This window comes from Paenibacillus sp. JQZ6Y-1, assembly GCF_040719145.1.
GTDB classification, from domain to species: Bacteria; Bacillota; Bacilli; order Paenibacillales; family Paenibacillaceae; genus Saccharibacillus; species Saccharibacillus kandeliae.
On sequence record NZ_JBFDUZ010000005.1, the window covers coordinates 202761 to 227011 of the forward strand.

Annotated in this window: 18 protein-coding genes; 9 read left to right on the plus strand and 9 right to left on the minus strand. The window is 45.8% G+C overall.

Annotated elements, in window-relative coordinates:
• The first annotated feature begins 71 nt into the window (after positions 1-71).
• The 3 genes from ABXR35_RS20950 to mtnK are packed head-to-tail and all read left to right on the plus strand — an operon-like array spanning position 72 to position 3823.
• Positions 72-1601, plus strand: a complete 1530-nt coding sequence (locus tag ABXR35_RS20950; protein ID WP_367064002.1) for a sugar ABC transporter ATP-binding protein — start codon at positions 72-74, stop codon at positions 1599-1601.
• The gene (locus ABXR35_RS20955; RefSeq protein ID WP_367064003.1) at positions 1598-2584 is read left to right on the plus strand and encodes an ABC transporter permease; all 987 of its coding nucleotides are present in this window, start codon (positions 1598-1600) and stop codon (positions 2582-2584) included. Before ABXR35_RS20950 ends, ABXR35_RS20955 begins: the two co-directional genes overlap by 4 nt.
• A 24-nt stretch (positions 2585-2608) precedes the next feature.
• A complete protein-coding gene (gene mtnK / locus ABXR35_RS20960; protein ID WP_367064004.1) occupies positions 2609-3823 on the plus strand; it encodes an S-methyl-5-thioribose kinase in 1215 nt (404 codons plus the stop codon).
• Positions 3824-5058: 1235 nt separating this feature from the next.
• Here the strand turns inward: mtnK and ABXR35_RS20965 are convergent.
• The 4 genes from ABXR35_RS20965 to ABXR35_RS20980 all read right to left on the minus strand — a co-directional run bounded on the left by ABXR35_RS20965 (position 5059) and on the right by ABXR35_RS20980 (position 9572).
• Positions 5059-6570: an efflux RND transporter periplasmic adaptor subunit gene (locus tag ABXR35_RS20965; RefSeq protein ID WP_367064005.1), complete on the minus strand. Its 1512-nt coding sequence runs from the start codon at positions 6568-6570 to the stop codon at positions 5059-5061.
• 169 nt (positions 6571-6739) lie between these two features.
• Complete coding sequence (locus ABXR35_RS20970; RefSeq protein WP_367064006.1) at positions 6740-8308, minus strand: DHA2 family efflux MFS transporter permease subunit; 1569 nt, start codon at positions 8306-8308, stop codon at positions 6740-6742.
• Positions 8309-8323: 15 nt separating this feature from the next.
• Complete coding sequence (locus ABXR35_RS20975; protein ID WP_367064007.1) at positions 8324-8977, minus strand: HlyD family secretion protein; 654 nt, start codon at positions 8975-8977, stop codon at positions 8324-8326.
• Between the two features lie 46 nt (positions 8978-9023).
• Positions 9024-9572 (minus strand): PadR family transcriptional regulator, encoded by a 549-nt coding sequence (locus ABXR35_RS20980; protein WP_367064008.1) that lies wholly within the window; start codon positions 9570-9572, stop codon positions 9024-9026.
• Between the two features lie 338 nt (positions 9573-9910).
• On the opposite strand from ABXR35_RS20980, the gene ABXR35_RS20985 reads away from it, so the two are divergent.
• Entirely contained in the window at positions 9911-10495 is a 585-nt protein-coding gene (locus ABXR35_RS20985) for an imm11 family protein (protein WP_367064009.1), read from the plus strand.
• Positions 10496-10715: 220 nt separating this feature from the next.
• Here ABXR35_RS20985 and ABXR35_RS20990 read toward each other — a convergent pair whose 3' ends face one another.
• Positions 10716-11426, minus strand: coding sequence for a GntR family transcriptional regulator (locus ABXR35_RS20990; RefSeq protein ID WP_367064010.1), 711 nt, complete (start codon positions 11424-11426; stop codon positions 10716-10718).
• Positions 11427-11652: 226 nt separating this feature from the next.
• Here ABXR35_RS20990 and ABXR35_RS20995 point away from each other — a divergent pair, with 226 nt between their 5' ends.
• A complete protein-coding gene (locus ABXR35_RS20995) occupies positions 11653-13683 on the plus strand; it encodes a beta-glucoside-specific PTS transporter subunit IIABC (RefSeq protein WP_367064011.1) in 2031 nt (676 codons plus the stop codon).
• 76 nt (positions 13684-13759) lie between these two features.
• Positions 13760-15205 (plus strand): 6-phospho-beta-glucosidase BglA, encoded by a 1446-nt coding sequence (bglA, locus tag ABXR35_RS21000; RefSeq protein WP_367064012.1) that lies wholly within the window; start codon positions 13760-13762, stop codon positions 15203-15205.
• A 66-nt stretch (positions 15206-15271) separates the two neighbouring features.
• Here bglA and ABXR35_RS21005 read toward each other — a convergent pair whose 3' ends face one another.
• Genes ABXR35_RS21005 through ABXR35_RS21015 form a run of 3 tightly spaced genes read right to left on the minus strand, consistent with a single transcriptional unit; the run spans position 15272 to position 17983 of the window.
• Positions 15272-16072, minus strand: a complete 801-nt coding sequence (locus tag ABXR35_RS21005; RefSeq protein WP_367064013.1) for a toll/interleukin-1 receptor domain-containing protein — start codon at positions 16070-16072, stop codon at positions 15272-15274.
• Entirely contained in the window at positions 16041-16649 is a 609-nt protein-coding gene (locus tag ABXR35_RS21010) for a hypothetical protein (RefSeq protein WP_367064014.1), read from the minus strand. Before ABXR35_RS21010 ends, ABXR35_RS21005 begins: the two co-directional genes overlap by 32 nt.
• Positions 16650-16708: 59 nt before the next feature.
• Positions 16709-17983, minus strand: coding sequence for a hypothetical protein (locus ABXR35_RS21015; protein WP_367064015.1), 1275 nt, complete (start codon positions 17981-17983; stop codon positions 16709-16711).
• A gap of 844 nt (positions 17984-18827) precedes the next feature.
• Here ABXR35_RS21015 and ABXR35_RS21020 point away from each other — a divergent pair.
• Together ABXR35_RS21020 and ABXR35_RS21025 are read left to right on the plus strand one after the other, a co-directional pair.
• Positions 18828-19670, plus strand: coding sequence for a helix-turn-helix transcriptional regulator (locus ABXR35_RS21020; protein ID WP_367064016.1), 843 nt, complete (start codon positions 18828-18830; stop codon positions 19668-19670).
• A gap of 144 nt (positions 19671-19814) precedes the next feature.
• Entirely contained in the window at positions 19815-20699 is an 885-nt protein-coding gene (locus tag ABXR35_RS21025; RefSeq protein WP_367064017.1) for an SDR family oxidoreductase, read from the plus strand.
• Between the two features lie 369 nt (positions 20700-21068).
• On the opposite strand, the gene ABXR35_RS21030 is transcribed toward ABXR35_RS21025, so the two are convergent.
• Positions 21069-22718: a rhamnogalacturonan lyase B N-terminal domain-containing protein gene (locus ABXR35_RS21030; protein ID WP_367064018.1), complete on the minus strand. Its 1650-nt coding sequence runs from the start codon at positions 22716-22718 to the stop codon at positions 21069-21071.
• Positions 22719-23179: 461 nt separating this feature from the next.
• Here ABXR35_RS21030 and ABXR35_RS21035 point away from each other — a divergent pair, with 461 nt between their 5' ends.
• Positions 23180-23944, plus strand: a complete 765-nt coding sequence (locus ABXR35_RS21035) for a spr1630 family ClpXP-sensitive toxin (protein WP_367064019.1) — start codon at positions 23180-23182, stop codon at positions 23942-23944.
• Positions 23945-24251: the final 307 nt, after the last annotated feature.

A 24251-nucleotide genomic window follows, 5' to 3' on the forward strand; every position in this document is an offset into this window, starting at 1 on the left:
CACCTGCATGAGCTATATGGTGCAGGTGGATACTGTTGTTATTGCAGGTTACAGGAAAGGGGCAATCCATAATGAGCAATTCCGCAGCGACAACCAGCGGCAATCTGACCATGACCGGCATTTTCAAATCCTTCGCCAACGTACCGGCGCTGCAGGATGTGGATTTTCAATTGCACAGCGGCGAGATTCATGCGCTGCTCGGCGCGAATGGCGCAGGCAAGAGTACACTGATGAAAATATTGTCCGGTGCCTACACGTCAGACAAAGGCAGCATTTTGATCGACGGCAGCGAAGTGGTTATCGATTCACCCGCAGCCGCCAAACAAGCCGGCATCCAGTGCGTCTATCAGGAGGTCGATACCTCGCTGATTCCGCAGCTGTCGGTAGCGGAAAATATTTTGCTGGATCAGCTGATCTCTTCCGGTGGCAGTCCTGTGCTGAACTGGAAAAAGCTATACAACGAGGCAGATGCTATTTTAAAACGGCTGGGCTTTGCGATCTCAGCGCGTCGTCAGGTGAGCGAATTGACGCTGGCGGAAAAGCAGCTCGTGCTAATCGCCCGCGTCATGGCGGAGCAAGCACGCTTTGTCATTTTGGATGAGCCGACGGCGCCGCTTAGTATTGAAGAAGCGGAACGGTTGTTCACGATTATGCAGGAGCTAAAATCACAGGGCATCGGGGTCATCTTCATCTCGCACCGTTTGCCGGAGATTTTCCGAGTGTGTGACCGCATTACCGTGATGCGCGACGGTCGCCGAGTAAGCACACTCCCAGCGGCAGAAACCAATCCAAACGATGTGGTGCATTCCATGCTGGGACGCGCATTTGAAGAGGAATATCCGAAGGTATTTACCGAGATCGGAGAGCCGATTCTGACCGTGCGCAATCTGGCGGCAGGGCGGCATGTGCAGGATGTGAGTTTGGAAGTAAACAGCGGCGAGATTGTTGCCATCGTCGGGCTGGTGGGCGCAGGCAAAACGGAGCTGTCCAAGCTGCTGTTCGGTGCGGATGTACCGGAGCAAGGCAGTATCGAGCTGAATGGCAAAAAGCTGCGTATCCGCACGCCGCAGCAAGCGATCTCCGCCGGAATCGTGTTGGTGCCGGAAGAACGGCGCAAGGAAGGTATTTTGGTCAAGGAATCGGTACTGCACAATCTGAGTCTGCCTATTTTGCAGAAAATCACATCACTTGGCATCGTCTCGGGCAAAGCGGAACGCAAGCACGGCAGCGGTCTAGTATCTGCGTTAGGCATCAAGGCAGCATCCGATCAGCAGCTCACCGGCTATCTCAGTGGCGGGAATCAGCAAAAGGTCGCTATCGGGAAATGGATGGAGACCAACGCGCATGTATATGTACTCGACGAGCCGACCAAGGGCGTTGATGTGGGCGCGAAGCGCGATATTTTCCGTGTAATCGGCGGCTTGGCGCAGCAGGGCAAAGGCATCCTGTATCTCACCTGCGAATTTGAGGAAGCACTTGGACTTGCCGACCGCATTCTCGTCATGTGCGACGGTCGGATTACGAAAACCTTTGCCTACGGCGAAGCATCTCATGAGGATTTACTATACTACGCCAGCGCAGGCCGGGAGGAACTTGTATGAAACACCAACTCGCCCAATTCTCATATCGTTACGGAGCGCTGATCTTTATCGGTCTGGTACTGGTCTTCTTCTCCGTCTATAATACGCATTTCTTTACGTACAACAATATTACTGATATTTTGCGTTCGATCTCGATTGTGACGTTTGTGGCAATCGGTATTACGATCTCGCTTACGGTAGACGGCTTTGATCTGTCCGCAGGCTCTACCGTCTCGCTCACAACCGTTGTCACCGCAGCGATGATGGTATGGTATCAAATGCCGCTGATCGCTGTTATCATCGTGCCGCTCATTCTGGGCGCACTGGTCGGCTTGCTGAACTCGCTGTTAATTGTGAAAATTCGGATTCCCGATCTGCTGGCAACACTGGCAGTGATGTACATCATTAGCGGGATTCATCGTACGTATACAAAAGGCTATGCCATTTACAACAATATGCAGTTTCAGGATGGCACGAAGGCGCCGGGCGTGATGTTGGATTCCTTCCTTTGGATCGGGCAAGGGCGTCTGCTCGGGATTCCATTCCCTGTAATTCTGATGATTCTAGCTGTGATCGGCATGCACCTATTCTTCAAATACACACGTGGTGGTCGTCAGATGATCATGACCGGCAGTAACGAGGAAGCTGCACGTCTGTCAGGTCTGCGCGTGAATCGCATTCGCACACTGGCATATGTCGCTTCTGGTATCTTCGCTGCGGTCGGTGGGATTCTGTTCGCAGCACGCGTCGGTTCCGGTCAAGTCGATGCCGGTTCGTCGATGCAAATGGACGCGCTTGCGGCGGTATTCGTTGGTTATTCGGTCTTCGGCGCAGGTCGTCCAAATGTGATCGGAACCTTTTTCGGAGCGGTATTGATGGGCATTCTCGTGAACGGTATGACCATGCTGAATGTGCAGTATTATGCGACAGATATTATCAAAGGCGCAGTACTGGTACTGGCGCTGGCAGTCACCTTTATCCATCGGGCAAGACAGAAGGTATAACATTTTATCAGGAGGGAATGCGTGATGAGCACACCTGCTACCAATACGTATGAAGCATTGAATGAACAGACCGCGATAGAACTGGCGGTGAAGCTGAATCTGTTTCCTACGGATGCCAAGCTGTCCTGCCGCGAGATCGGCGATGGCAACCTGAATCTAGTATTTCATATTACCGAGCCGTCCACCGGACGAGGCAGCATTATTAAGCAAGCACTGCCGTATGTACGCGTGATCGGGGAAGGCTGGCCGCTGACACTGGATCGGGCGCGAATGGAGAGCGAAGCGTTACGAATCTTTGCTCGGTATGCCCCGGACTACGTGCCGCAGGTATATTATACTGACGAGCAGTATGCAATTACAGTAATGGAAGACTTATCCCATCTGACAATCGTGCGTACCGGATTTGCCGAAGGCGCAGTCTATCCGCTGCTATCTCAACATATCGGCGAATATCTGGCGCAAACGCTGTACGGCACGTCGGACTTTGCATTAGGTGCGGAGGCACGGCGCGAGCTGGCATTACAATTTCATAATCCAGAGCTGTGCAAAATTACAGAGAATTTTGTGTTTACCTATCCGCTGATCGACGATGAAAGTAATGACGTCGAACCCGGCTTGCAGCAGCTAGCACAGCAATTGTGGCAAGATCAGGCATTGCTATTGGAAGGCGCCAAATTGAAGCGTCACTTCATGACGTCTGCCGAAGCACTGCTGCATGGAGATCTGCATACCGGTAGTATCTTTGCCAGTGATGAGGAGACGAAGGTGATTGATCCTGAGTTTGCCTTTTATGGTCCTGTCGGTTATGACATTGGTCTGTTTATCTCCAATACGCTACTGTCTGCTCTAGCGCGTCAGGATGATAGCCGTGAGCTGCTGCTGAATCATGTGCTAACGGTGTGGGACGTGTTCTCCACTCGTTACCGTGAGCTGTGGCAGCAGAATAATCAGGAGTATTTTGCCAATGTGCCGGGGTTGGTGGAGGATCAGCTACAGCATATTTTGGAAGATACGGTAGGCTTTGCGGGCAGCGAGATGATGCGACGTGTGATCGGACTCGCCCATGCCAAGGATATTGAAGCTATCGGCGATGACGAAAAGCGTCTGCATATCAAGTCCAGTGCTGCTCTGCTAGCACGCGATTTTATCGTGAACCGCAGCCGTTATCGCACTGCACAGCAGATCGTCGATGCACTACAGCAGGCAGATCAAGGTGTTCCTATCCATATCCATCCATAAAAAAGAGGAGAGTGCGATGCGCTCTCCTCTTTTTTTGTTGATCATATTCGTTTTTATTCCTCTATCATGCTCAGACCTATGTCATGCTCAGACTCATATCATGCTCAAACCCATCTCCCCATTAGATTTGAAAGGTAAGATACATTCACATATAGCGACATTGGATGATAGTTGAATAGTTTTTACAGTGGTTGATACTACATGTACAATAAATGGAAACGATCGCAGTTCAGGAATGGAGGATTTTGATACATATGTCGATATATCATCCGAAAATCGTGTTTCCTATGATTGCCCTTGTGGTTTGGATCACTGTTATGATTTTGTTTGGCGTTGTATCCCATTTCTCTTTGGGCGGTTTCTGTTTATGTATTCAGGGTCTATGCTTCTATCTATATGAGTCAAAGCAAAAGAAGAAACCATCACTAGCTATATTGGGTATTACTTTTGCAATTGTTCATGCGATCAATGCTTGGTATTTGGAATCTTCAAGTGTACCATTCAAACTATTCGTAATCTTATTTTCATTAGCATGTGTATATGTGTTTGTGAATATGATCCGAGAAACTAACTATGCAAAATGATATATCCATCTTTAAAGAAAGAGAAGATGACCGTTCTACAACCTAAAACAAAATAGAATATATCCTCAATCTTTTTTACTTTTTTGCGTAAATATATAACGTATATAAGATATATCATGTTATAATAAAAGCCGGATGATCAAGTGTCCGGCGGTACACGACACGGCATCGCAGCCCGAAAGGGGGTGACGCCATGTCATATTTTGATTTCGTATTCGGTTTGTTAAATGTAGGGATTCGGGCTGCACAATTTTTGTATATTGTGCTGAAAATACGCTCTTTTCTACAAACAAGCAAATCTGAGAACGAAGACAAGAAAAACCGCCGGTCGTAAGAGGTGACTACTCTAACCGGCGATTTTCTTGTGTCGAATGATTACAAGCGATCGCCGTGTATGTCCGCCGATCTGTCATCCAGCCTGTGATGTTAGCGCATCACAGGTTTTTTTGTTTGATAATAGTATTATAACGCACTTCATTGCGTATTTAAACAGATTTATCATAAAACGTTCATTATCTTTTATCATTTCCATTATTACTTTGCAGCTTGCCGATTTGTTTCAGAGGGAACGAACAAACGATAGTATACTCGTACTGATATTGTTCTATATACGGATGATTATACTCCTACCTAGGCGCTTAATAGGACTGATCAACTCTGCGCGATCGTAATCGCCGCATCTTCATCCAGCAAGGCTTGATTGTTCTGGATGACCTGCTCACCGGATTTTAGACCTTTGGAGATCAGCGTTTGAGAACCAGTTGTGGAAGCGATAGTGACTTCTTTGCGTATCGCTTTGCCATTAGCAGCAACGTACACATACGATTTGTCGCCATCTTTGACAACCGCTTTGGTTGGGATGATGATGCCGGATTTGGAATCTTTACCGATAAAGCTGACGTCAGCCAGCATTCCCGTTTTGAGTTTTCCATCGGCATTGGATACCGTTACCTGTACTGGATAGCCATTGCCGCTATCATCCAGTGGATTGATCAGCTTCACTTTTCCAGTAGCAATCAGACCGGAGGACGATACATTAACCTGCACCTGATCGCCTTTTTGAATACCATTAATCTGGTCAGCTGGAATGTAGATCAGAATATTGACGGTATTCAGATTGGCAATTACGAGCGATGCGGTTCCGGTTGGCGTCATCTCGCCAGACTCGATATTTTTGGTTACGATGATACCATTAATTGGTGATTCCACAACTGCGTTATCCAGCGCATCGCGGGCAATATCGACATTCACCTGTGCCTGCTTGAGCTTTTGCTGACTCGCTTCAATGCCTGCGGTGCTTTGCGATACTTCCAATTGACGCTGCGCATTGCTATAGCCGTCGTTCGCGTTGGCATAGCTGCTAGTTGCGTTATTGTACGCTTCACGGGCAGTGGTCAGTGCCTTTTGCGTGGTGGCGATATTGTTCTGCGCTGCTGCCAGTTGTTCTTCAGCATTGGCTTTGGCGTTGACTGCATTATCGTAGGCGGTCTGGGCGCTGCTAACGGCGGATTGTGCTTTTTCCAGATCAGCTTGTGTAGCCAGCCCGTTATCCAACAGCGACTGAGTACGTGTCTGGGTAGCCTGCGCCGTCTTTAAGGCTTCCTGCGTTTGTTTGATCGTATTGCCCGCCGTGGATACGCCAGTTTGTGCTGTTTTCAAGGCTGTATTCGCCTGATTCACTGATGCTTGCGCTTGATTGATGCCGCTCTCTGCTTGGGTGATTGCACTTTTGGATGAAATCACGCCGCTTTTCGAGCTGACGACGCCGGAATTGGCAGATACCATACCGGATTCGCGGGAGCTTTCTGCGGTTTTGATGCCAGCGGAGGCTGCTTCGGCGTCGGATTGAGCGATCTTGAGTTTATTTTGCAGATCGTCATCCTCCAGCTTGAACAACACCTGACCCGGTTTTACCGGTGTGCCAACATCGACGGAGACGGCGGAGATTTTGCCGCTCATTTTCGGTACGATATTGACCGTTTCAGACGGATTGACGGTACCCGTGTAGATTTCACCCTGACCAATCTGACCCTGCTGAGCAGAAGCGACTTTGACCGTCACCTTCATCGGAGATGCCGCTTGGTTACTGGTAGAACAGCCTGCCAGCATGACGGTACTAAGTACCAGTGCGGCAGCAGTCATTTCCCATTTTCTTGTTCTCATGGCTCGTTTCCCTTTCCTTCTGTAATGATACATATCTTCTATCGCCATAGGCTTGGATTGAAATAGGAATATCCTTGCGCTTCTATAGGCGTTCACATGCGACTAGGATACATACAAAGCTGCAAATCATGCGTAGGATCGACTTCATATGGCATAGATATTGGCTTGCTTATACCTGCGCCTGAACTTCTTCCGTCAGCGGCATTTCCTTGTTCTTCGGTTTTCGTTTCCCACCGAGGAATAAGAACATGAGTGGGATGCAGCAGAATAACGGAATGGACGACAGTAAGAAGGTATCGGCGATCCCACGCGAATACGCATCTAACGAGATCAGCCCCGTTGCGCTGGACAGCCATGAGCTGCCAAGTACGGATTGCAAGTACTGTCCGCCCTCAACCGTGATCGACTCGGCAATATGCTGGCTATGGACAGCTGTACGATCCTGCATAATAAAGGTCAAAATAGCAATTGCCATCGAACCCGCCAGCGTACGGATCAGGTTGGAAGCAGCCGATGCGCTACTGACCTTCGCTGGCGACACTTCGTCCGCAATAGCATTCATACCGACCGTAGACAGCGGCATCAGACAAAGCCCGATCCCCATCCCGCGCATCACCATCACCGTTTCAAACCAGAGGCGGGACGTTTGTGGCGACAGCGTATGCAGATGGTATGTCATAAAGCTGGTTAAGGTCAGCCCGACCAGACAAAGCGGTACGATACCGATCTTGTCGACCAGCTTGCCTGCAATCGGCATCATAAGCGCCATCGCGACCGCCTGTGGTAGCAGGATCAGACCGGTTTGGATCGCAGAATTGGACTGCACACTTTGCAAAAATAACGGCGCCAAAAAAGTACCGCCCATCATGCCCATCATTACGAAGCTGGATGCGATGACACTGACCGTAAATTTATAGTTTTTAAATAACGATACATCAATAACGGCATTGTCCTTGCCACGCTCCACATAGATTAGGAACACAAGCGCCCAGAAGGAGATAAAGAATAAGCCGACGATTTTGAAAGATGTCCAGCCGGACGATGAACCGTTGGACAGTGCGTACAGTAACGTTCCCGCACACGTTGCCGACAATAGAAATCCGGTTAGATCGAATTTGATCGGTTGGTTCTTCGGCGGCTCCTTGATCAGTACAAAGACCATCAGAATCGCAAACATCGCAATCGGCACACAAGCGATAAACAGAAAGCGCCAGTTGAACCATTCGATCAAATAACCGCTCAATGTCGGACCAATCGCTGGTGCTGCCATTGCAGCAATCCCCCATAGACCAATTGCCAGTCCCACCTGCTCGCGCAGCATGATTTTATATACAATCGTCATACTAAGCGGCATAATCAGACCGCCGCCCAGACCCGCCAGAATACGCGCCATAATCAGCGACATATCATTCCAAGCAAACGCACAGATCAGCGTGCCAATCGTAAACACCGACAGTGCTAAAATCATAAATTTCTTGTAGCCGATCCGCTGCTCCATAAAGCCAGTAATCGGCACGATAATACCGGAAGCAAGCGTATAGCCAGTAATCACCCATTGAATACGGGTCGTCGTCGATCCAAGATCGGTTGTAAGCTGCGGAATCGCAACGTTAATCAGACTATTGTTCAGAACAGCAACGAATGTACCAAGGACGATTGCCCAGAATGCAAACCAGCGTTCACGCGAGGTGAGATGTTCTGGACCGGCAGGAGCAGTACGTATAGCTTCAGATGACATCGGTACGCCCCCTTTTTACGGTGTATGAATCTTCACTTCCACGTTGGTTCCGGGAATCAATTGCAGTCCTTCCGGTACGTTCAAAGCGATCTCAACCGGAATCCGCTGAGTGACTTTGTTAAAGTTACCGCTCGTATTGGTCGCCGGAATCACGGAAAAGACCGAGTTCGACGCTTGTCCAATCTTGCGCACCTTGCCTTGAATGATCTCATCACTCGCCGCATCCAGCGTAATATCGACCAGCGCCCCCAGCTTGATGCGGCTAATGTCGGTTTCTTCGATATTGGTCGATACGTACAAATTGTTCAGATCCGCCATTACCGCGACCGTCGAGCTAGGCGAAGCGATTTCGTTTGTTTTGGAATACAGCTTGAGCACCGTGCCGTCAATTGGGGCGCGCAGTATTGATTTGCTAATGGCATCGGAGGTGAGACCGGATACGTCCTGCTCGGCAATCGGTTCATTGCGCTTCAACGTGTCCCCTTCCTCTACATCAATATGCGTCAGCTTGGCTGTAATCTGCGGCATCACCTTATACTGGTCAGCCGTAATACGTGCGTCATCGCTCTTGATGTAATACGTTCCTTGGTACCAGTAATAGTAGCCGAGCGCCCCGCCACTAATGACTAATAACGCGACCAATATCCATAATGTGAGCTTCTTCTTCACTCTTTCCACCTCAAACCTGTATATTTTGCATCCATACGGATGTGGATCATTGCTGGCTGTTCATCCGTTGAATAACACCAAGCAAGTCTTTTAGCGAAGCCAGTTCATTTTCACGCTTCGAAAGCGAATAGCGAATTAAAAAGGCATGGCATTCCTCATACTCCGGCGTCATGTCCGGTGTAGTCCATTGGGCTGAACGTTCTCGTGTGCTCACAAGGTCTTGTTCACGCTGCTCCACTGCTTCCTGTAGCAAAAAAGCAATCCGATTCATATCCACCAGCCGCACAAAAAAGAGCGGCGCCAGCAGCGAACGTACATCCTTGGGGGCTGTAAAGCTTTTGTAAATCATATCTTTTAGAGATTCGCGTCCCTGCTCGGTGATGCCGTAAAAGCTTTTGTCAGGATAGTGTTCGGAAGATACCGTTTCAACCTTTTCGATGTAGCCTTTCTTATGTAGGGCATCGAAATTGTAGTACAGATTGCCGTCGGTAATGGTGACTGTGCCGCTCGTATTCTCGATAATGCGCTTCTTGATCTCGTAGGGATGAATGTCGTTTTCCCATAACGATCCTAGAATATAAATTTGTAAAGACAATGCCTTCCCCCTTCTGCTGCTTGCTTCATGCCGGTTATCTGTGATGCGTTCCGGTCAGCGGTTCGATGTGTACCTATGCGTGGTAGATGCATGAATAGATGTGGTACTTATGTGGATATATGCGCTTTTGCTCTGCATAGAGTACTCTGTACAGAGTATGTCTGCTGATTAATATACAGAATTTTGTTTAGAGTGTCAATATATTAGGTAACCTATTATTTTTGAAAATATTTGCTTGAGAACGATCATCTCTTACTTCTTTTGAATTCATTTTGGTAGGTGTGGTATGTTGGATCATGTGAAGGAGCCATCCAATCTGATAGGAGGGAATATCATCCATGAACTATTACGTTTTGGAGTATCAATATCCACGCAAAGGATTTATTTCCGGGGGGGCTACATTTACACCTGCAGTAGAATATTATGATCCGATTCAAACGGACCTACCACCCTATACAACTGCTGAAGTAATACTGGATTCGCGTTTACGCAAAATGGATGTCGATTTCTTTTATACTGGTACACGGGCTACTGTAGTATCGGATGCCTTCAAGCAATTACTAGAGCAGTATCCCACACCGACGCAATTCGTACCGGCGAAGGTTTATTATCATAATCACGCGCTGGTCTCTACTACATATTGGATTGCTCATCGTATACAGCCGCTGGATTGTGTTGATTATGAAGCCTCTCAGTATGCCGGAAAGCAATTGGTGCTGCGTTCGATCCAGCAGCCTCCACGCCGAATTGCTAAAGGGTTCGAACACATCGTATTGGATGAACAGAAGATCGGAACAAACGAATGGTTCACACTGGATTATACATACATCTCCAATCCGATCATCTCGGAAACGTTAGCTCAGGAAATCAAGGCACGCAAATTACACGTTCACACTACCCCCATTGGTGATTTTAAACCGTAGTTATCAGAACATAGATAAGCCCTAGTCCATCGTTTCATTCCATAGACTGGGGAATTACTGATATATGGATTGCATTTTTCCAAAAAAAAACAAATAGCCTGCGTTCGTATACATATTGAACGCAGGCTATTTGCTTTTAGATTGTATTACAGGTGTTTTGGACAGAAATCGCTTGCATAGCGCGCTTCTTTCTTCGCTATATTGGATGTTCACTACACGCCTACATCCGATGCCCATTCGCCTGAATAAAGAATTGAGACTGTACATAGTTGTACGTGATTTTGGAAAAGTCGAACGGTTGACCATTGGACAGATGGAAAATCGTCTCCACCTGTAGCTTCGGCTCACCCGGCTGCAATCGCAGATGCGCCGCCTCCTCCGCATTTAGCTTGTCGACATGCAAATACGAATCCGAGAATCCGATCTTCAGCCCCAAGCCGTCCCGAATATAATCAAAGATCGAATCGGAGACGATCTCATTGTTCAGATACGTGACAATGGCTTTGTTGTAATACGATTCCTCTACGCATAGCGTCTGCTCGTAGATATAGCGAACCCGCTTCACATGATACACATCCTGATCCGGCTCAATATTCAGATTGGACGCCACCTCGCGATTGGGCTTGATCACTTCTAGTAACAGTACATTCGATGTCACCGGAAACTCATCCAGATCGCGGGTAAAGCCTTGATTTTTCAGCAAGCTGATATATCCTTTGCGCCCGTGACGGCGGACGAAGATACCGCTACCACGCACCTGAAAGATCACGCCTTTCTCTTCCAGCAGCTCTAGCGATTTGATGATGGTGCTTTTGCTCACACCGAATTGGAGCATCAGCTCGTCCAGCACGGGCAATTTATCTCCCTGCTGCAAGGCATGCTCTTGAATGTATTTTTCGATTTCTGCGGCAATGTGTTGGTATTTTAACATAGGCATTCCTCTTTAATTGGATTGGTATTGGGCATGTAAATATTTCCACGCTCCATCGCACCGATAAGCGGCGCCGATGATTCGTAGGCTGTACCGAAATTGTATCATATTCATTTCAAAACCACATGATTAAATCGTATATTCAAAATATAATTATTTGGTTATTGATAAATTATACCGTTATAATTATAATGTAAGCGTATAACAAATAAAAGGAGTGGATTCCATGTCGGGAAAAGTGAGAGATTATCCAAAGCTGGCACAGGACATCCTGACCGCAGTCGGCGGTGAGCAAAACATCGCTGGAGCGACGCGCTGCGCAACTCGGTTGCGTCTGGTGTTGAAGGATTCGAATACACAGGCAAAAGAAACCGTGTCCGCAATGCCGGGTGTCATCACCGTGGTGGAAAATGGCGGACAGTTCCAAATCGTCATCGGTCAGCATGTCGGCGAAGTGTATGACGAATTCGCCAAGCTAGTCAATATCGACCAGTCTGCTGAAGGTAACGAGCATAAAGGTACGATTGTAAACCGTATTATTGCTACGATGTCAGCAGTATTTGCTCCTTTTGTCTATATTCTGGCAGCAGCCGGTATTATGCAGGGTCTGCTGATTATCATCAATCTATTGTTTCCTGGCGCGGATCAGAACAGTACATATCAGGTGATCAGCTTCATCTCCTGGTCGCCGTTCACCTTCCTGCCGATCTTTATCGCCATTACGGCATCCAAGCATTTTAAAACCAATATGTTTATCGCGGTCGCCTGTTGTGCGGCACTTGTTAGCCCTTCATGGGCAGAGATGGCAGCGCAGATTGCCGACGGCGGTCGCTTGAATTTTGCTGGTATTGCACTGACAGAGACTACGTATACCTCTACTGTGCTGCCACCGCTGTTCCTTGTATGGATTCTGTCCTATCTGGAAAAATTCCTAAACAAACGTATACATGAAGTGATTCGTCCACTATTTGTACCGCTGCTCTGTATGCTGATCATGGTTCCTTTAACCATCGTACTGATCGGTCCGGTAACCACAATGGGTGCTAACGGCATTGCAAACGGATACAACTTCCTTGCTGAGCACGCACCTGCTCTTGCCGGTGCGATTGTCGGCGGATTCTGGCAGGTCATCGTGATCTTTGGCGTACACTGGGGTGTCACACCGATGGTACTCGCCAACTTTGAACAATATGGACGCGATTCGTTCCAAGCGTACCAAACGATTGCTGTCGTCGCACAGATCGGTGCTGTACTGGGTGTTATTTTGAAAACACGCAACAGCGAAACACGCAAAATCGGTGTATCCGCTGGTGTCACTGGATTGTTCGGCATTACCGAGCCAGCGATCTACGGGATTACGCTTCGCTTCAAAAAGCCGATGATCTTCGGCTGTATCTCTGGTGCAGTTGGTGCAATTGTAGCGAGCTTCTTTAACCCGTATTACTTCGCTTATGCAGGTCTGCCGGGTCCACTCACCATTGTAAACGGCATCAACGCCGACTATCCGACTTCTATCTGGGGTCTGCTCATCGGTGCTGCCATTGCCATCGTTCTGCCGGTTATTCTAATTCAGCTATTCGGCTATGGCGTAGACGAAGCCAAATCATCGGACGGCGATCCACAGCTGGCAAGTGAACAAGGTAAAACTGGTACAGCGCAGCAAACGCCTGCACCAGCGGTGATCGGTACACTGAATGATGCAGCGGTATCATCTGCATCGCAGAATCCTACTGGCGTAGCAGCAACGACCATCCATACTGCTCAATCAGCAGATGCACAGCCATCCACTGCTACACTGGCGCAAGAAGAAAGTATTAGCGCTCCGTTAGCTGGCAAAATCCTGCCATTGTCCGATGTACCAGACGAAGCATTCAGCTCTGGCGCGATGGGACAAGGTATTGCGATTCAGCCGGATGACAACAAGCTGTACGCACCATTTGACGGTACCGTGGCAACCATTGCACCAACCCTTCATGCCATCGGGCTGCAATCGGATAGCGGTGTAGAGCTGTTCATCCACATCGGATTGGATACGGTCAAACTGAAAGGCGCTCCATTCACTCTGCATGTACAAGATGGCGACCGCATTCGCAAAGGCGATCTGCTACTCACCTTTGACCGCGAGCAGATTGAAAACGAAGGGCTGCCGATCATCACACCCGTACTGGTCACCAATGGATATGAGTACAAAGACATCGTAGTCGGCAATCTGGATATCGCTACAAGAGACGCTGACATTTTGACCGTCATTCGTTGATCCCTATCGGATGACAGAAGCACACTATTACTAAAAAACAGACAAATAACATATTGGACTATAGGAGGAAATCATCATGACACAACTACCAAAAGACTTTTTATGGGGCGGCGCACTGGCGGCGCATCAATTCGAGGGCGGCTGGAACGCCGACGGTAAAGGACCGAGCGTCGTAGACGTAATGACCGCTGGTGCGCACGGTGTACCACGCCGAATTACCGACACCATCGAGCCAAACACCTTTTACCCGAACCACGAAGCAATCGACTTTCATGGTCATTATAAGGAGGATATTGCGCTATTCGCCGAAATGGGCTTGAAATGTCTGCGCACCTCCATCGGTTGGAGCCGTATTTTTCCACAGGGTGACGAGGATGCGCCAAATGAAGCAGGGCTGCAATTTTACGACAATGTATTCGACGAGCTGCTGAAGCACGGCATTGAGCCAGTGATCACGCTGTCGCATTTTGAAATGCCGCTGCATCTGGCACGGGAATATGGTGGTTTTCGCAGTCGCAAAGTCATCGAATACTTCGTTACCTTTGCCGAAACCTGCTTCAAGCGCTACAAGGACAAAGTGAAATACTGGATGACCTTTAACGAAATCAACAATAAAATGGACGCTCACAATCCGATCTTCCTCTGGACCAATTCCGGCGTAATGGTACAAGAAGGCGAAAATGCGCGCGAAGTGATGTACCAAGCTGGACATCATGAGCTGCTGGCGAGCGCACTGTCCGTTGCCAAAGGTAAAGAGATCAATCCTGATTTCCAAATTGGCGCCATGGTGTCCCATGTACCGATCTATCCGTACTCCTGCAACCCAGACGATGTGATGCTAGCAGAACAAGCGATGCGGGAACGCTACTTCTTCCCCGATGTGCATGTGCGCGGATACTATCCAAATTATGTGCTCAAGGAATTTGAACGCGAGGGCTACAACATCGTATTCGAGCCGGGCGATGAGGAGATTCTGCGTAATGGTACAGTCGATTACCTCGGCTTTAGCTATTACATGTCTACGACGGTGAAGAGTGATGTGCATAACGATAATACAGGCGACGTGGTCAATGGTGGATTGCCCAACAGCATAGCCAACCCGTATATCCAATCGAGCGATTGGGGCTGGGCGATTGATCCCGTTGGATTGCGTTACACGCTGAATCGCTTTTATGACCGTTACCAGATTCCATTGTTTATCGTGGAAAATGGCTTTGGTGCGATTGACCAACTGGAAGACGACGGCTCCATCCATGATCCGGCGCGGATTGAATATTTGAAATCCCATATTGAAGCGCTGGAACAAGCAGTGAATGAGGACGGCGTGGATCTGATCGGCTATACGCCATGGGGGATTATTGATATTGTGTCGTTTACGACGGGCGAGATGAAGAAGCGGTATGGAATGATTTATGTAGATCGGGATAATGAGGGCAATGGGTCGATGAAGCGGTATAAGAAAGATTCGTTTGCTTGGTATCAACAAGTGATTGAGAGCCGTGGAGAAACAAACAACAAATAATAATTAATATAAAACTAGTCGATTAGTAAGCAAAATTTTCGGCTAGTTTTATATTAAAATCTAATTTTATATTTTCCTCCAAATTGGAGTACCTACTTTAATAGGTAAAGATTTTATGATCTCTTGAAAAGCTTCTAATTCTGAATCAGGTGATTTCCATACAAAATCTTGGAGCAGTTCTGGAACATTACCCTTATTACCATTTTGATCTTTAAATTGGAGTGTTATAATTGAGAAGTTTTGCTTTTTAACATGCTTTTGTTTTATTGCATAATCCACTTCAGTTTCTAGATAATCTTCATCTTTGAACTCAGGTGTAATGAAAAAAATAACAGCACAAGAATCTTTAAACCCTTTAAGAATTGATCTATACAGTTTAACTCCTGCCTCCATGTCTTCTTCATCAATCCAAGGATCGAATCCCATTTCTTTCAAAAGTTTGTAAAATTTTCTGACCAAGTCTTTATTAGCGCCCTTATGGCTCAAAAAAATTTTCTGTGGATACAGGTTAATAATCTCTTCATAAGTTACCGAAAAATTGATAATGCTCATTTCACTTTGAAGCGCACTATCATGTTCTAGTTTCACTTCTATTTTTCCTTTCAACCAATCTGGAGAGTCTAAAAATAGAGATGGATAAGATTGAGTAAGTGCGTCTAAGTCTACAAAGTAGTCCTTATTCTCCTGCAATAACCAAGAAGTACTTTTAGCAAAATTATTAATTATATATTTCATTTCACTATCATGTACATTTATCTCGAAAAAAAAGTCTATCGATATCCCATCATATAGATGATCTTTTAAGTGCGGAGAAAACTTCATATGATATTGTTGGTCATTGGTTACCGTGATTGAAATTTTTCTCATTTTTCTTTATCTCCTTCTTTCTATATCTCTCATAAAGAATATTAAACGCCTTAGCTAAATCCAAAAATTCTTCTTTACTTATATCTTTACTAAATTGCAATAAATTGTTTTTCCTAAAAGTCAAAACGTAATTATTTATATCTGGTTGTAGTTTTATATATTCAAAGGATATGTCTGGCATTTTCAAAGCATTTTTAAATTCAAATGTAAAATTAAGTCCTTCTCCATAAATAAGTTTTTGATCGAAAACTTCAAAATCTTCATCTCCAGAAATATACATTTCAATTAAATTATCACTAAATTTACTATCAAAGAAAAACTTTATTAGTTTCTTATCAACAATATTTATAGGTTCTAAAATGCCTTTAAGTTTTCTAGGTAGATTGTAGCTTAAATGTAGCCCTTCATTTGGAACAATCCATAATAAAGAATTAAACAAAAAAAAATTCGTGTCTTTGATTGAGATAATTTGAGGTTGATTTACCAAATTACATGTATGCAAATCAAAAGAAGAAATTAAAGGATTCTCAAATTCCAATAAATCTGTTATAAATTCCAAAAGTTTAGATTTATTCAATTTATTTTCTTCAATGTAAAATACTAGTGATCCATACATTGTATTTTCCCACTTTACTTTTAAATACCTAACATTTCTTTCAATTTAGACTCATTTTTAAGATCACTATCTTTTAAATGTGTTATAAACATATTTTTCAAATCATTATAAGCATCCTTCACAACTTGTGTAATCAAATAATCACTATTATCAATATAAATTCTTATGCCCTTAATTTTACTTTTATCATTAATTATACCTGCAGTAATAATATGTTTTCTGGGATGATTTAATTCATTGAAAGTGGTATGTTCGATTTTAAATTCAATTTCTAAAATCATTCGATTATTTAGAATGTGCTGTTTTATTTCTTCTTTTTTGAAAAGATCACCTATATCACATCCATAAGCCTGACTACCAATTCTATGATGTAAGTCTGATTTATTTGTTGTATCTTCATGGTCAAACTTAATATCAATACACTCGAAATTACTAAATGTATTAGAATTCTCTATTTCAAGAAATAAATCTAGCAGCTTGATTGTATTCCGATTGATATTAGTATAATCAGTGGCTGTTCTACCGTCTTCACTAATTACAAAATTAAGGCTCTGACTCATTTTAGGAAATAAAAGTTTGATTCCAACATGTTTATCCTCAGTCATATAATTTAAAAAGCTGGCTACTAGAGGCCGAATCGCATTAAATTTAACAGAATTAGAAGTTTGAAAATATATTACTTGTTCTAAAAAATAAATTTCTACTACTACTTTTTGAATATCATAATAGGATTTGCTAAACATACTTTGATTATCATAAATCAATCTTTCATTTTTTTTGATAAAGACGAATTGACAACGTTCTGATGAAAAATATCGCAGTTCTACGTCTACTTGATAATTATTTTCTAAAGGCTTATCGTTTTGCTGTATACCTTCCTTCCATCTTTCAATATATGATAAAATTTTATTCTCAGAAATTTTTCCAAAATCATGAATGAAAGTCAAAAAGAAACCATCAGTTGATTGCAAATTTGGATCAAATGCCGCTTCCCTAAAATCTTGAAATGCACTCATAGAAATTTGACCCTCTTCGAATATTTTCACTAAAAAGCTCAAAAGTTCTCCAACTCTGTCAAAATCGGTTGGAATATTAATTTTATGTCTATTAATTATAACCATTAATTCTCTTTTTCTTTTTTTCAACAAATAAAGGGAGTGTCTAAAAGTAGTTATCTCAGTTGCATTCGGTAATTTTAATTGAATTACATTATCTTTTTCAATAGAATCATCTTCTACACTATATTGTGACTCATGGTTATTCATTAATTGATTGAGATTCCCCTTGGATTCCATAATTCGTTTCTCCTCTACAAGTTATAACCTTATCCTTTCATAATTATATACATTCTTCCTAATAATTCCTATGTATTTGTAGAGAAGTTTACATCTTAATTATATCAAAAGAAATAAATAAGAACAAGTGTTCTCTATTAATCCTCCATTATCTTATTTAATAATTTAATTTTTGATTATTAAATAAGATGTTCAAATTAAATTTTTCATATTTGCCTCATATTGCCCCTCTAAGCCATACTTCTGTGTGATGACGTGCTCCATACCCATCTCTAATGCATTCCTCACTCCTTTTATCAAGTCGAAATATGCCCCACTGCTCAGTTTCGTTACGCTCTTATAGTCACGGAATATCGTCTCAATCTGGCTTTCCGGCAGATTGTCTATCGCATTACCACCCTGCATCTGCACTAAATCAACCTTGTTAAACGCATTCAAATGTTTTGAATTTTTCAGTTACAGCAAATTTAGCTATTCCGCAATCTAACCTATAGTCAGGAAGCCGCGATGCAGCAATTGAAAAATTTGTATCCAATTCGATTCAGCCAAGGCAGGCAATGTTGCAGCAACGATTGCGCTCATATTGAAATCATTCTCTTGTACACTTAATATACTCCCAACAGCAAGCATCATTTTGCCGTATAGATCAAAAAAGCAGTACAATACATACCATATAGACCTACTATAACTATCACTGTCGCGAAGCCGATTCATCTCCTTGTTTGTCTTTAGCTCTTCCTCTACTTTTCAAAGCTACTTATAACCGCCAAATCAATAAGCATACACAACAGACATCCACTCCCATCTGCTCAAACCAAAACCTAAGCAGAAAGGACGTATCCTCATGAAACTACAGCGTTCCTCCTCGGCACTCGGCGAGTTTATCCGTTCCCGTCGCGAGCGTATTCAGCCTACCGATGCTGGAATCCAGCCGCTGCCCGGTAGACGGCGTACACCCGGACTGCGGCGCGAAGAAGTTGCCTATCTTGCCAATGTGAGCGTCACCTACTATACGTGGCTAGAGCAAGGCAAAGAAACCAATCCATCGCCAGATGTGTTAACCAGCATCGGATCGGCGCTGCAATTAACCGACGATGAACGGCAATATATGCTGGGTCTGGTACAACGGGAGGCTACCGATCCTTCGCGTCTGCTCTGGCCGCCGGAACGCAATACCGACGTCATGCAGCAGCTGGTGCAGCAATTACAATACCCTTCGTTTATTACCAATGAAGCGACCGATGTGATTGTTTGGAACCGAGCGGCGGAGCTGGTAATTGCCGATTTTGGTCAAATGGAGCCGTCGGAGCGATATATGATGAAGCTGATTTTCCTGCATCCCGACTATCGACGCAAGCTGCTCAATTGGGATGAATTTGCCCGATATAGCGCAGGCATTATGCGTGCCAGCTTTGAAAAGTACCGTGACGAGCCATTATATATGGAACGCTTCAACCGTTTATATACAGGCAGCCCGGAGTTTGCCACCCAATGGGATCGCTTTGAGATTCGGCAAAAGCAGGTAGCCACCGCCACGTACCAGCTGGACAATGGGCAAACGATGGAGTTTGACATCCACTCCGCTACCTCCATCGACAATGATCCGGGGCTGCATTGGTGCTTCTTCGTTCCATCCGCAGATACGGCGCCTAAGTTAGCACAATTGCTGGCACAGGATCGCGGATAGTGTCTTGTCCTGCATCACCTGCTCTATGTTATGTATTCCATTCTGCTCACCAGCCTGTTAATGCCATTACCAGTATAAGCATGCTGTGGCTGGCGGGGGTTTCAGCCGTTATGCTATAAGCCAATACAGCATAACAGGAGGCATATGATGACGAACACAGCGAAAACATGGTTTATTACCGGTGCAACCGGAGGTCTAGCTACTCCCATGATCGAACGACTGCTAAAGCGCGGGGACCGTGTAGCAGCAACGATTCGCAAGCCAGGCGCACTGGACGAATGGAAGCAGCAATACGGCGACCAGCTCTGGATCGCTCAACTGGATCTCACGCATGCCGAACAGATAAATGACGTGGTAAAACGCGCCTTTACCGAACTTGGTCAAATCGATGTATTCGTCAACAATGCCGCCTACGGATTATATGGCGCGATTGAAGAAGCGACAGATCAGCAGATCGAGCATCTGTTCCAGACGAATGTACTCGGCTCGCTGCGCGCAGCACGAGCGGCACTCCCTTTTCTCAGACAACAAGGCGGCGGACAGATTGTGCAAGTTTCCAGTATGGCGGGGCATTATTCGGTAGCTGGAATGGGACTATATTGTGCGTCCAAATGGGCGATTGAAGCTGCCATCGAAGCACTGGCACTGGAAGCGGCGCCGTTCAACATTCATACGATGATGGTGGAGCCGGGCGGCATTCGGACCAGCTTTATTACCGGCAATGCGGTATTCGGCGAGCGGATGGATGTGTATCGCGATCAGGAAGCAGGTCAATTCGTCAGCCTGATGAAAGGCGAGCTGCCCGGCATTGATATGGATGCCTTCCATCGCATGGTGGTCGGCGATCCGGTAAAAATGGCGCAACAGATCATTCAGGCGGTGGATCGGGGCAATGGTCCGCTGCGTCTGGCACTGGGTAGCGATTCGTATGAATATACCCGCAAAGCCTTACTAGATCGTCTAGAAGCATTGGAGGCGCAAAAGGAACTCGCTTTCTCCACCGATGCGGATGATGTTATTCGGCAGTAACGAATCTGGCAATACCGATACAGTTTCGTATGGAGTCAGATCACATGATAGGACAGCCAATTTATATCATTACGATGTGATGCAGATGGATACGATATGGGATGCAACTCTACTCAAGTTAAGGATATTGCAATCTACGTCATCGCTGCATCTACATACTACCACTCTATAAATACTGCAATCGAAAAAGGTTCACGTCTCTGCTGCCTAGCTTATGCAGCGGAACGTGAACCTTTTGAGTTCTGAACATCCTTTTTGGTTGTTACGATTTGTTGGAGTTGGTACTACGCTTTGAGGTTGCTGCATGCTCTCTTGGCTAGAAGTATTCTGACGATCCCCTCACCATCCATTCAGCAGTTTCACCATCACTTATCCATTCAACAGCTCAACCGCATCGTACACCCAGCCTGCACTTAACCATGTACCAAGATCGCTAGAACCGCTGATTGGTGTAATGGTCAGCGTATTAGCACCGGATTTGAGCGAAGACGTTGGAATAGTCCATGAAAAAGTATGATTGTTTCCACGATACGTGCCAATTGTAAAGCTGCGCGAGTTCGGCTGTGTCGATGCGCCCGGATTGGTCAACGCATTGCCATTGACGGATACGCTTGGGCGACCGTTAATGTAAGCAGCAGTAATCCCTATATTCAGTATATGCGGCGAAGCCGCCTGTGTAGCCGTCAAATTGAACGTAATCGTCGTTGGCGAATTCTGATTACGGAACTGGATCGCTGGAAATTTGTTGGTCGCACTCCCCGTCGCAAATGTCACTGGTCCCCAGCTTGGATTGCGGCTGTCGGACGGATGACGGACGCTGATTGTCTGTCCATTCAGAAATTCCAGCGGTGTGCCGTCCCAGTTACCAATGCGCCAGATTGCCGATTTGGACGATGGATCGGCGCTAATGGTGCGCGTATTGATCGTCGTCGTGCCGCCTGCGGTCACATTGACACTCTCACTGTGTACCGCCAGTTCGCCCTTGTATACCGTCATCGTATACGTGCCGGGAATCATATCGCGGCGTACAGCCGCTCCGCTGGAGGAAGCGCTTGTCCAATATTGCGCCGTACTATTGGCAAAGCCGACCGTATACGCATAATTGCTATCCATACCCGACAATCCATTCAGCACAACAGCACCGCGACTGGCTACCCAACCAGTGAGATTTAGCCCCGCCATCCAGCTAACATCCGGTACCGACGGCGTCGAACCGGTAGTGAAGATGAGCGCATACGGTCCATGCAGACCCATGCGGAAATTCTCTGTCTGCTCATGACCGGAGTTCATGTAGTTGTACACCTCAGTATCGCCGCCGCTCTGAAATTGAATATCTCGGAAAAAGGGACCACCAGAGCTTTTTTCCCGATTGCCATACGCCATGAATACACCGACATTGCTTCCAGTAACGCCGCGCACGGTTAGATGTTTCGCTTGATCATTGCCGTAGTATTTGGAGGCAGTTTGCCCGTTGGAGAATCCAAATACATCCTGACTTTCAATCGCGCCGGTATTGCCACGATTATTAGAATTGGCAGGCACACCAGTCAGCACATTGCCATTGCCACGGAAAATATAGCGCAGCTCGCCCACCGATGGCTCTGCTGTTATGTATGTCGCCATATAAATGATATTCTCGCCACTGCGCGAGGCGTAATAATGAGTCAGCGTGCTAGTTTTGGCGGTGATCAGCACCGTCGAGCCAGATGGGGATGCGTTCCATGTTACCTCTGCACCCGAACCGAGACCAGAGCTAATATGCGAGCCTTTACCAGAGCTGCTCAACTCTGTACCGTTTAACTTGCTGGATGTAAGATCGCCGTTGTCCTTGTTGACCGTGTACACAAGACCAGCGCCTGTCGTAACAACGATGCTAGAGCCATTGTCTGTAACTCCGATAGCGGCAGCATGACTTTTCTGTGCTGGAAACACATTACTGGTAACGACCAGAGCGAGCACAAGCAGAACAGTTAAAGTCTGACGAATAGAAAGCGGACGACGAGAAGATGATTTTTTCACGATACAATCCCTCCAAATGATGTAGTACTATCGCTAGCATCCCTATGGATTACAACATAATGAATATGCTAGCAATATTTTTGTAGCGCTTACATTTTGAAGTATACGGAATAGTAAGATGAATAGTAGGAAGAGGATACTATAGACTGCGATGATAACGTGTGCAAAAGCAGCAGGAAGCGTAGCTTGAGCATGAGAGCGAGTGGGCTTTAAGCATTACAGAGCACGGACAGATAGCGACAAGAGGTATCTAGTGTTGCGATTTAATTTTACATTATCTTACATGTAGAGATGGTACATTTAAAGGGGTTTTCGGGAATGTTATAGCGCAACTCCATTTTTTCATTGCATAGCTATGGACAGTTCTCTTTCTTTTGTAAAATAAAATCATTCTCGCGGCGTTCAATTCCCGTTACACTATATATATGGTTGCATTCATTCTGACGAACGGAGTGATCCTTATGGAGCAAGGCATGAACCCTTATCGATTGAACCCTCGGTATGCCCAGATGATCGTGGATGCCATTGTGGAAGGGTACCGCGACTATATCGAGATTCGTAAAAAATACCGGAACAGCATGGTGATCAGCTCGGCGTTCGCTTGGACCAAAGGCAATTGTATTGAGCATAAAGTAGCGGAGCGTGCGCGTTCCTTCGGCTTTCATTTCAAACGAGCCAAAGCGGGCATGACGTGGGACTATTTGCAGTTTATCCATGATGACGACAAGCTGATGTTTGTGATCAAGGATGCGGCTTATTTTCTACCGACCGGATTCACGCAGAGCCGCTTGCCCAATCCACTGATTCCGTCCTCGTCTCAGCGTACGTATTTGCATGAGCTGTCGCGACTCAATCAGCATATTATTTTCTCGGATGACTACAAAGAGCCTTCCTTTGTGTTTGAAGAAGAGATGCAGCAGGGAGAATTTGATTTTGGACTGGAACAGAATCAACGGTCGCCAGCAACAGACTTCTTTTCGCATATTAATGAATTTCATATTTTGACGTATGCGCTGGATAGTCATCATCAAATGTCGGAGATTATGCACTACTTGCCCAACCCAGACGACAATCTGGCGTATGTGGTAGAAGACTTGTCGCCACTTATTACCGGAGCAGAATTGTCCGAGCATGATCGGCGCATCTTTGCACCGGATGAGGATGAATATACGCGCTATATCGCTGAATTTGAAGCGCTAGCCGATGATACGGACAAACCGGAATAAGGATGGATATTGGAAATAACATGCAGTCGTATGGTAGGAAAGAAGCGCGGTAGACGGAGATTCATTATCCGTCCGCTGCGCTTTTTTTGTATGAATCGTGATCGTTATAAAGATAAGCTCATTGTAAATAAGGAGCAGTGGAACGGTAGATTGTACGTGGCAAATAGATAACCCTTCAAGCGATGGAGCACATCGCGGTGTAGATGACATCATGAGCGGCATCATACCCATCGTATCTGCACCGACCTTCCATCGTCGTTTGCCTTCCTACTATCCCCCATACGACTTGTAAACCGTTACTCTGCTT

What these genes read in the sequence shown, in the direction of transcription:
- ABXR35_RS20950 (WP_367064002.1), top strand. Translation starts at nt 72, where the DNA reads ATGAGCAATTCCGCAGCGACAACCAGCGGCAATCTGACCATGACCGGC.
- ABXR35_RS20955 (WP_367064003.1), top strand. Translation starts at nt 1,598, where the DNA reads ATGAAACACCAACTCGCCCAATTCTCATATCGTTACGGAGCGCTGATC.
- mtnK (WP_367064004.1), top strand. Translation starts at nt 2,609, where the DNA reads ATGAGCACACCTGCTACCAATACGTATGAAGCATTGAATGAACAGACC.
- ABXR35_RS20965 (WP_367064005.1), bottom strand. Translation starts at nt 6,570, where the DNA reads ATGAGAACAAGAAAATGGGAAATGACTGCTGCCGCACTGGTACTTAGT.
- ABXR35_RS20970 (WP_367064006.1), bottom strand. Translation starts at nt 8,308, where the DNA reads ATGTCATCTGAAGCTATACGTACTGCTCCTGCCGGTCCAGAACATCTC.
- ABXR35_RS20985 (WP_367064009.1), top strand. Translation starts at nt 9,911, where the DNA reads ATGAACTATTACGTTTTGGAGTATCAATATCCACGCAAAGGATTTATT.
- ABXR35_RS20990 (WP_367064010.1), bottom strand. Translation starts at nt 11,426, where the DNA reads ATGTTAAAATACCAACACATTGCCGCAGAAATCGAAAAATACATTCAA.
- ABXR35_RS20995 (WP_367064011.1), top strand. Translation starts at nt 11,653, where the DNA reads ATGTCGGGAAAAGTGAGAGATTATCCAAAGCTGGCACAGGACATCCTG.
- bglA (WP_367064012.1), top strand. Translation starts at nt 13,760, where the DNA reads ATGACACAACTACCAAAAGACTTTTTATGGGGCGGCGCACTGGCGGCG.
- ABXR35_RS21005 (WP_367064013.1), bottom strand. Translation starts at nt 16,072, where the DNA reads ATGAGAAAAATTTCAATCACGGTAACCAATGACCAACAATATCATATG.
- ABXR35_RS21015 (WP_367064015.1), bottom strand. Translation starts at nt 17,983, where the DNA reads ATGGAATCCAAGGGGAATCTCAATCAATTAATGAATAACCATGAGTCA.
- ABXR35_RS21020 (WP_367064016.1), top strand. Translation starts at nt 18,828, where the DNA reads ATGAAACTACAGCGTTCCTCCTCGGCACTCGGCGAGTTTATCCGTTCC.
- ABXR35_RS21025 (WP_367064017.1), top strand. Translation starts at nt 19,815, where the DNA reads ATGATGACGAACACAGCGAAAACATGGTTTATTACCGGTGCAACCGGA.
- ABXR35_RS21035 (WP_367064019.1), top strand. Translation starts at nt 23,180, where the DNA reads ATGGAGCAAGGCATGAACCCTTATCGATTGAACCCTCGGTATGCCCAG.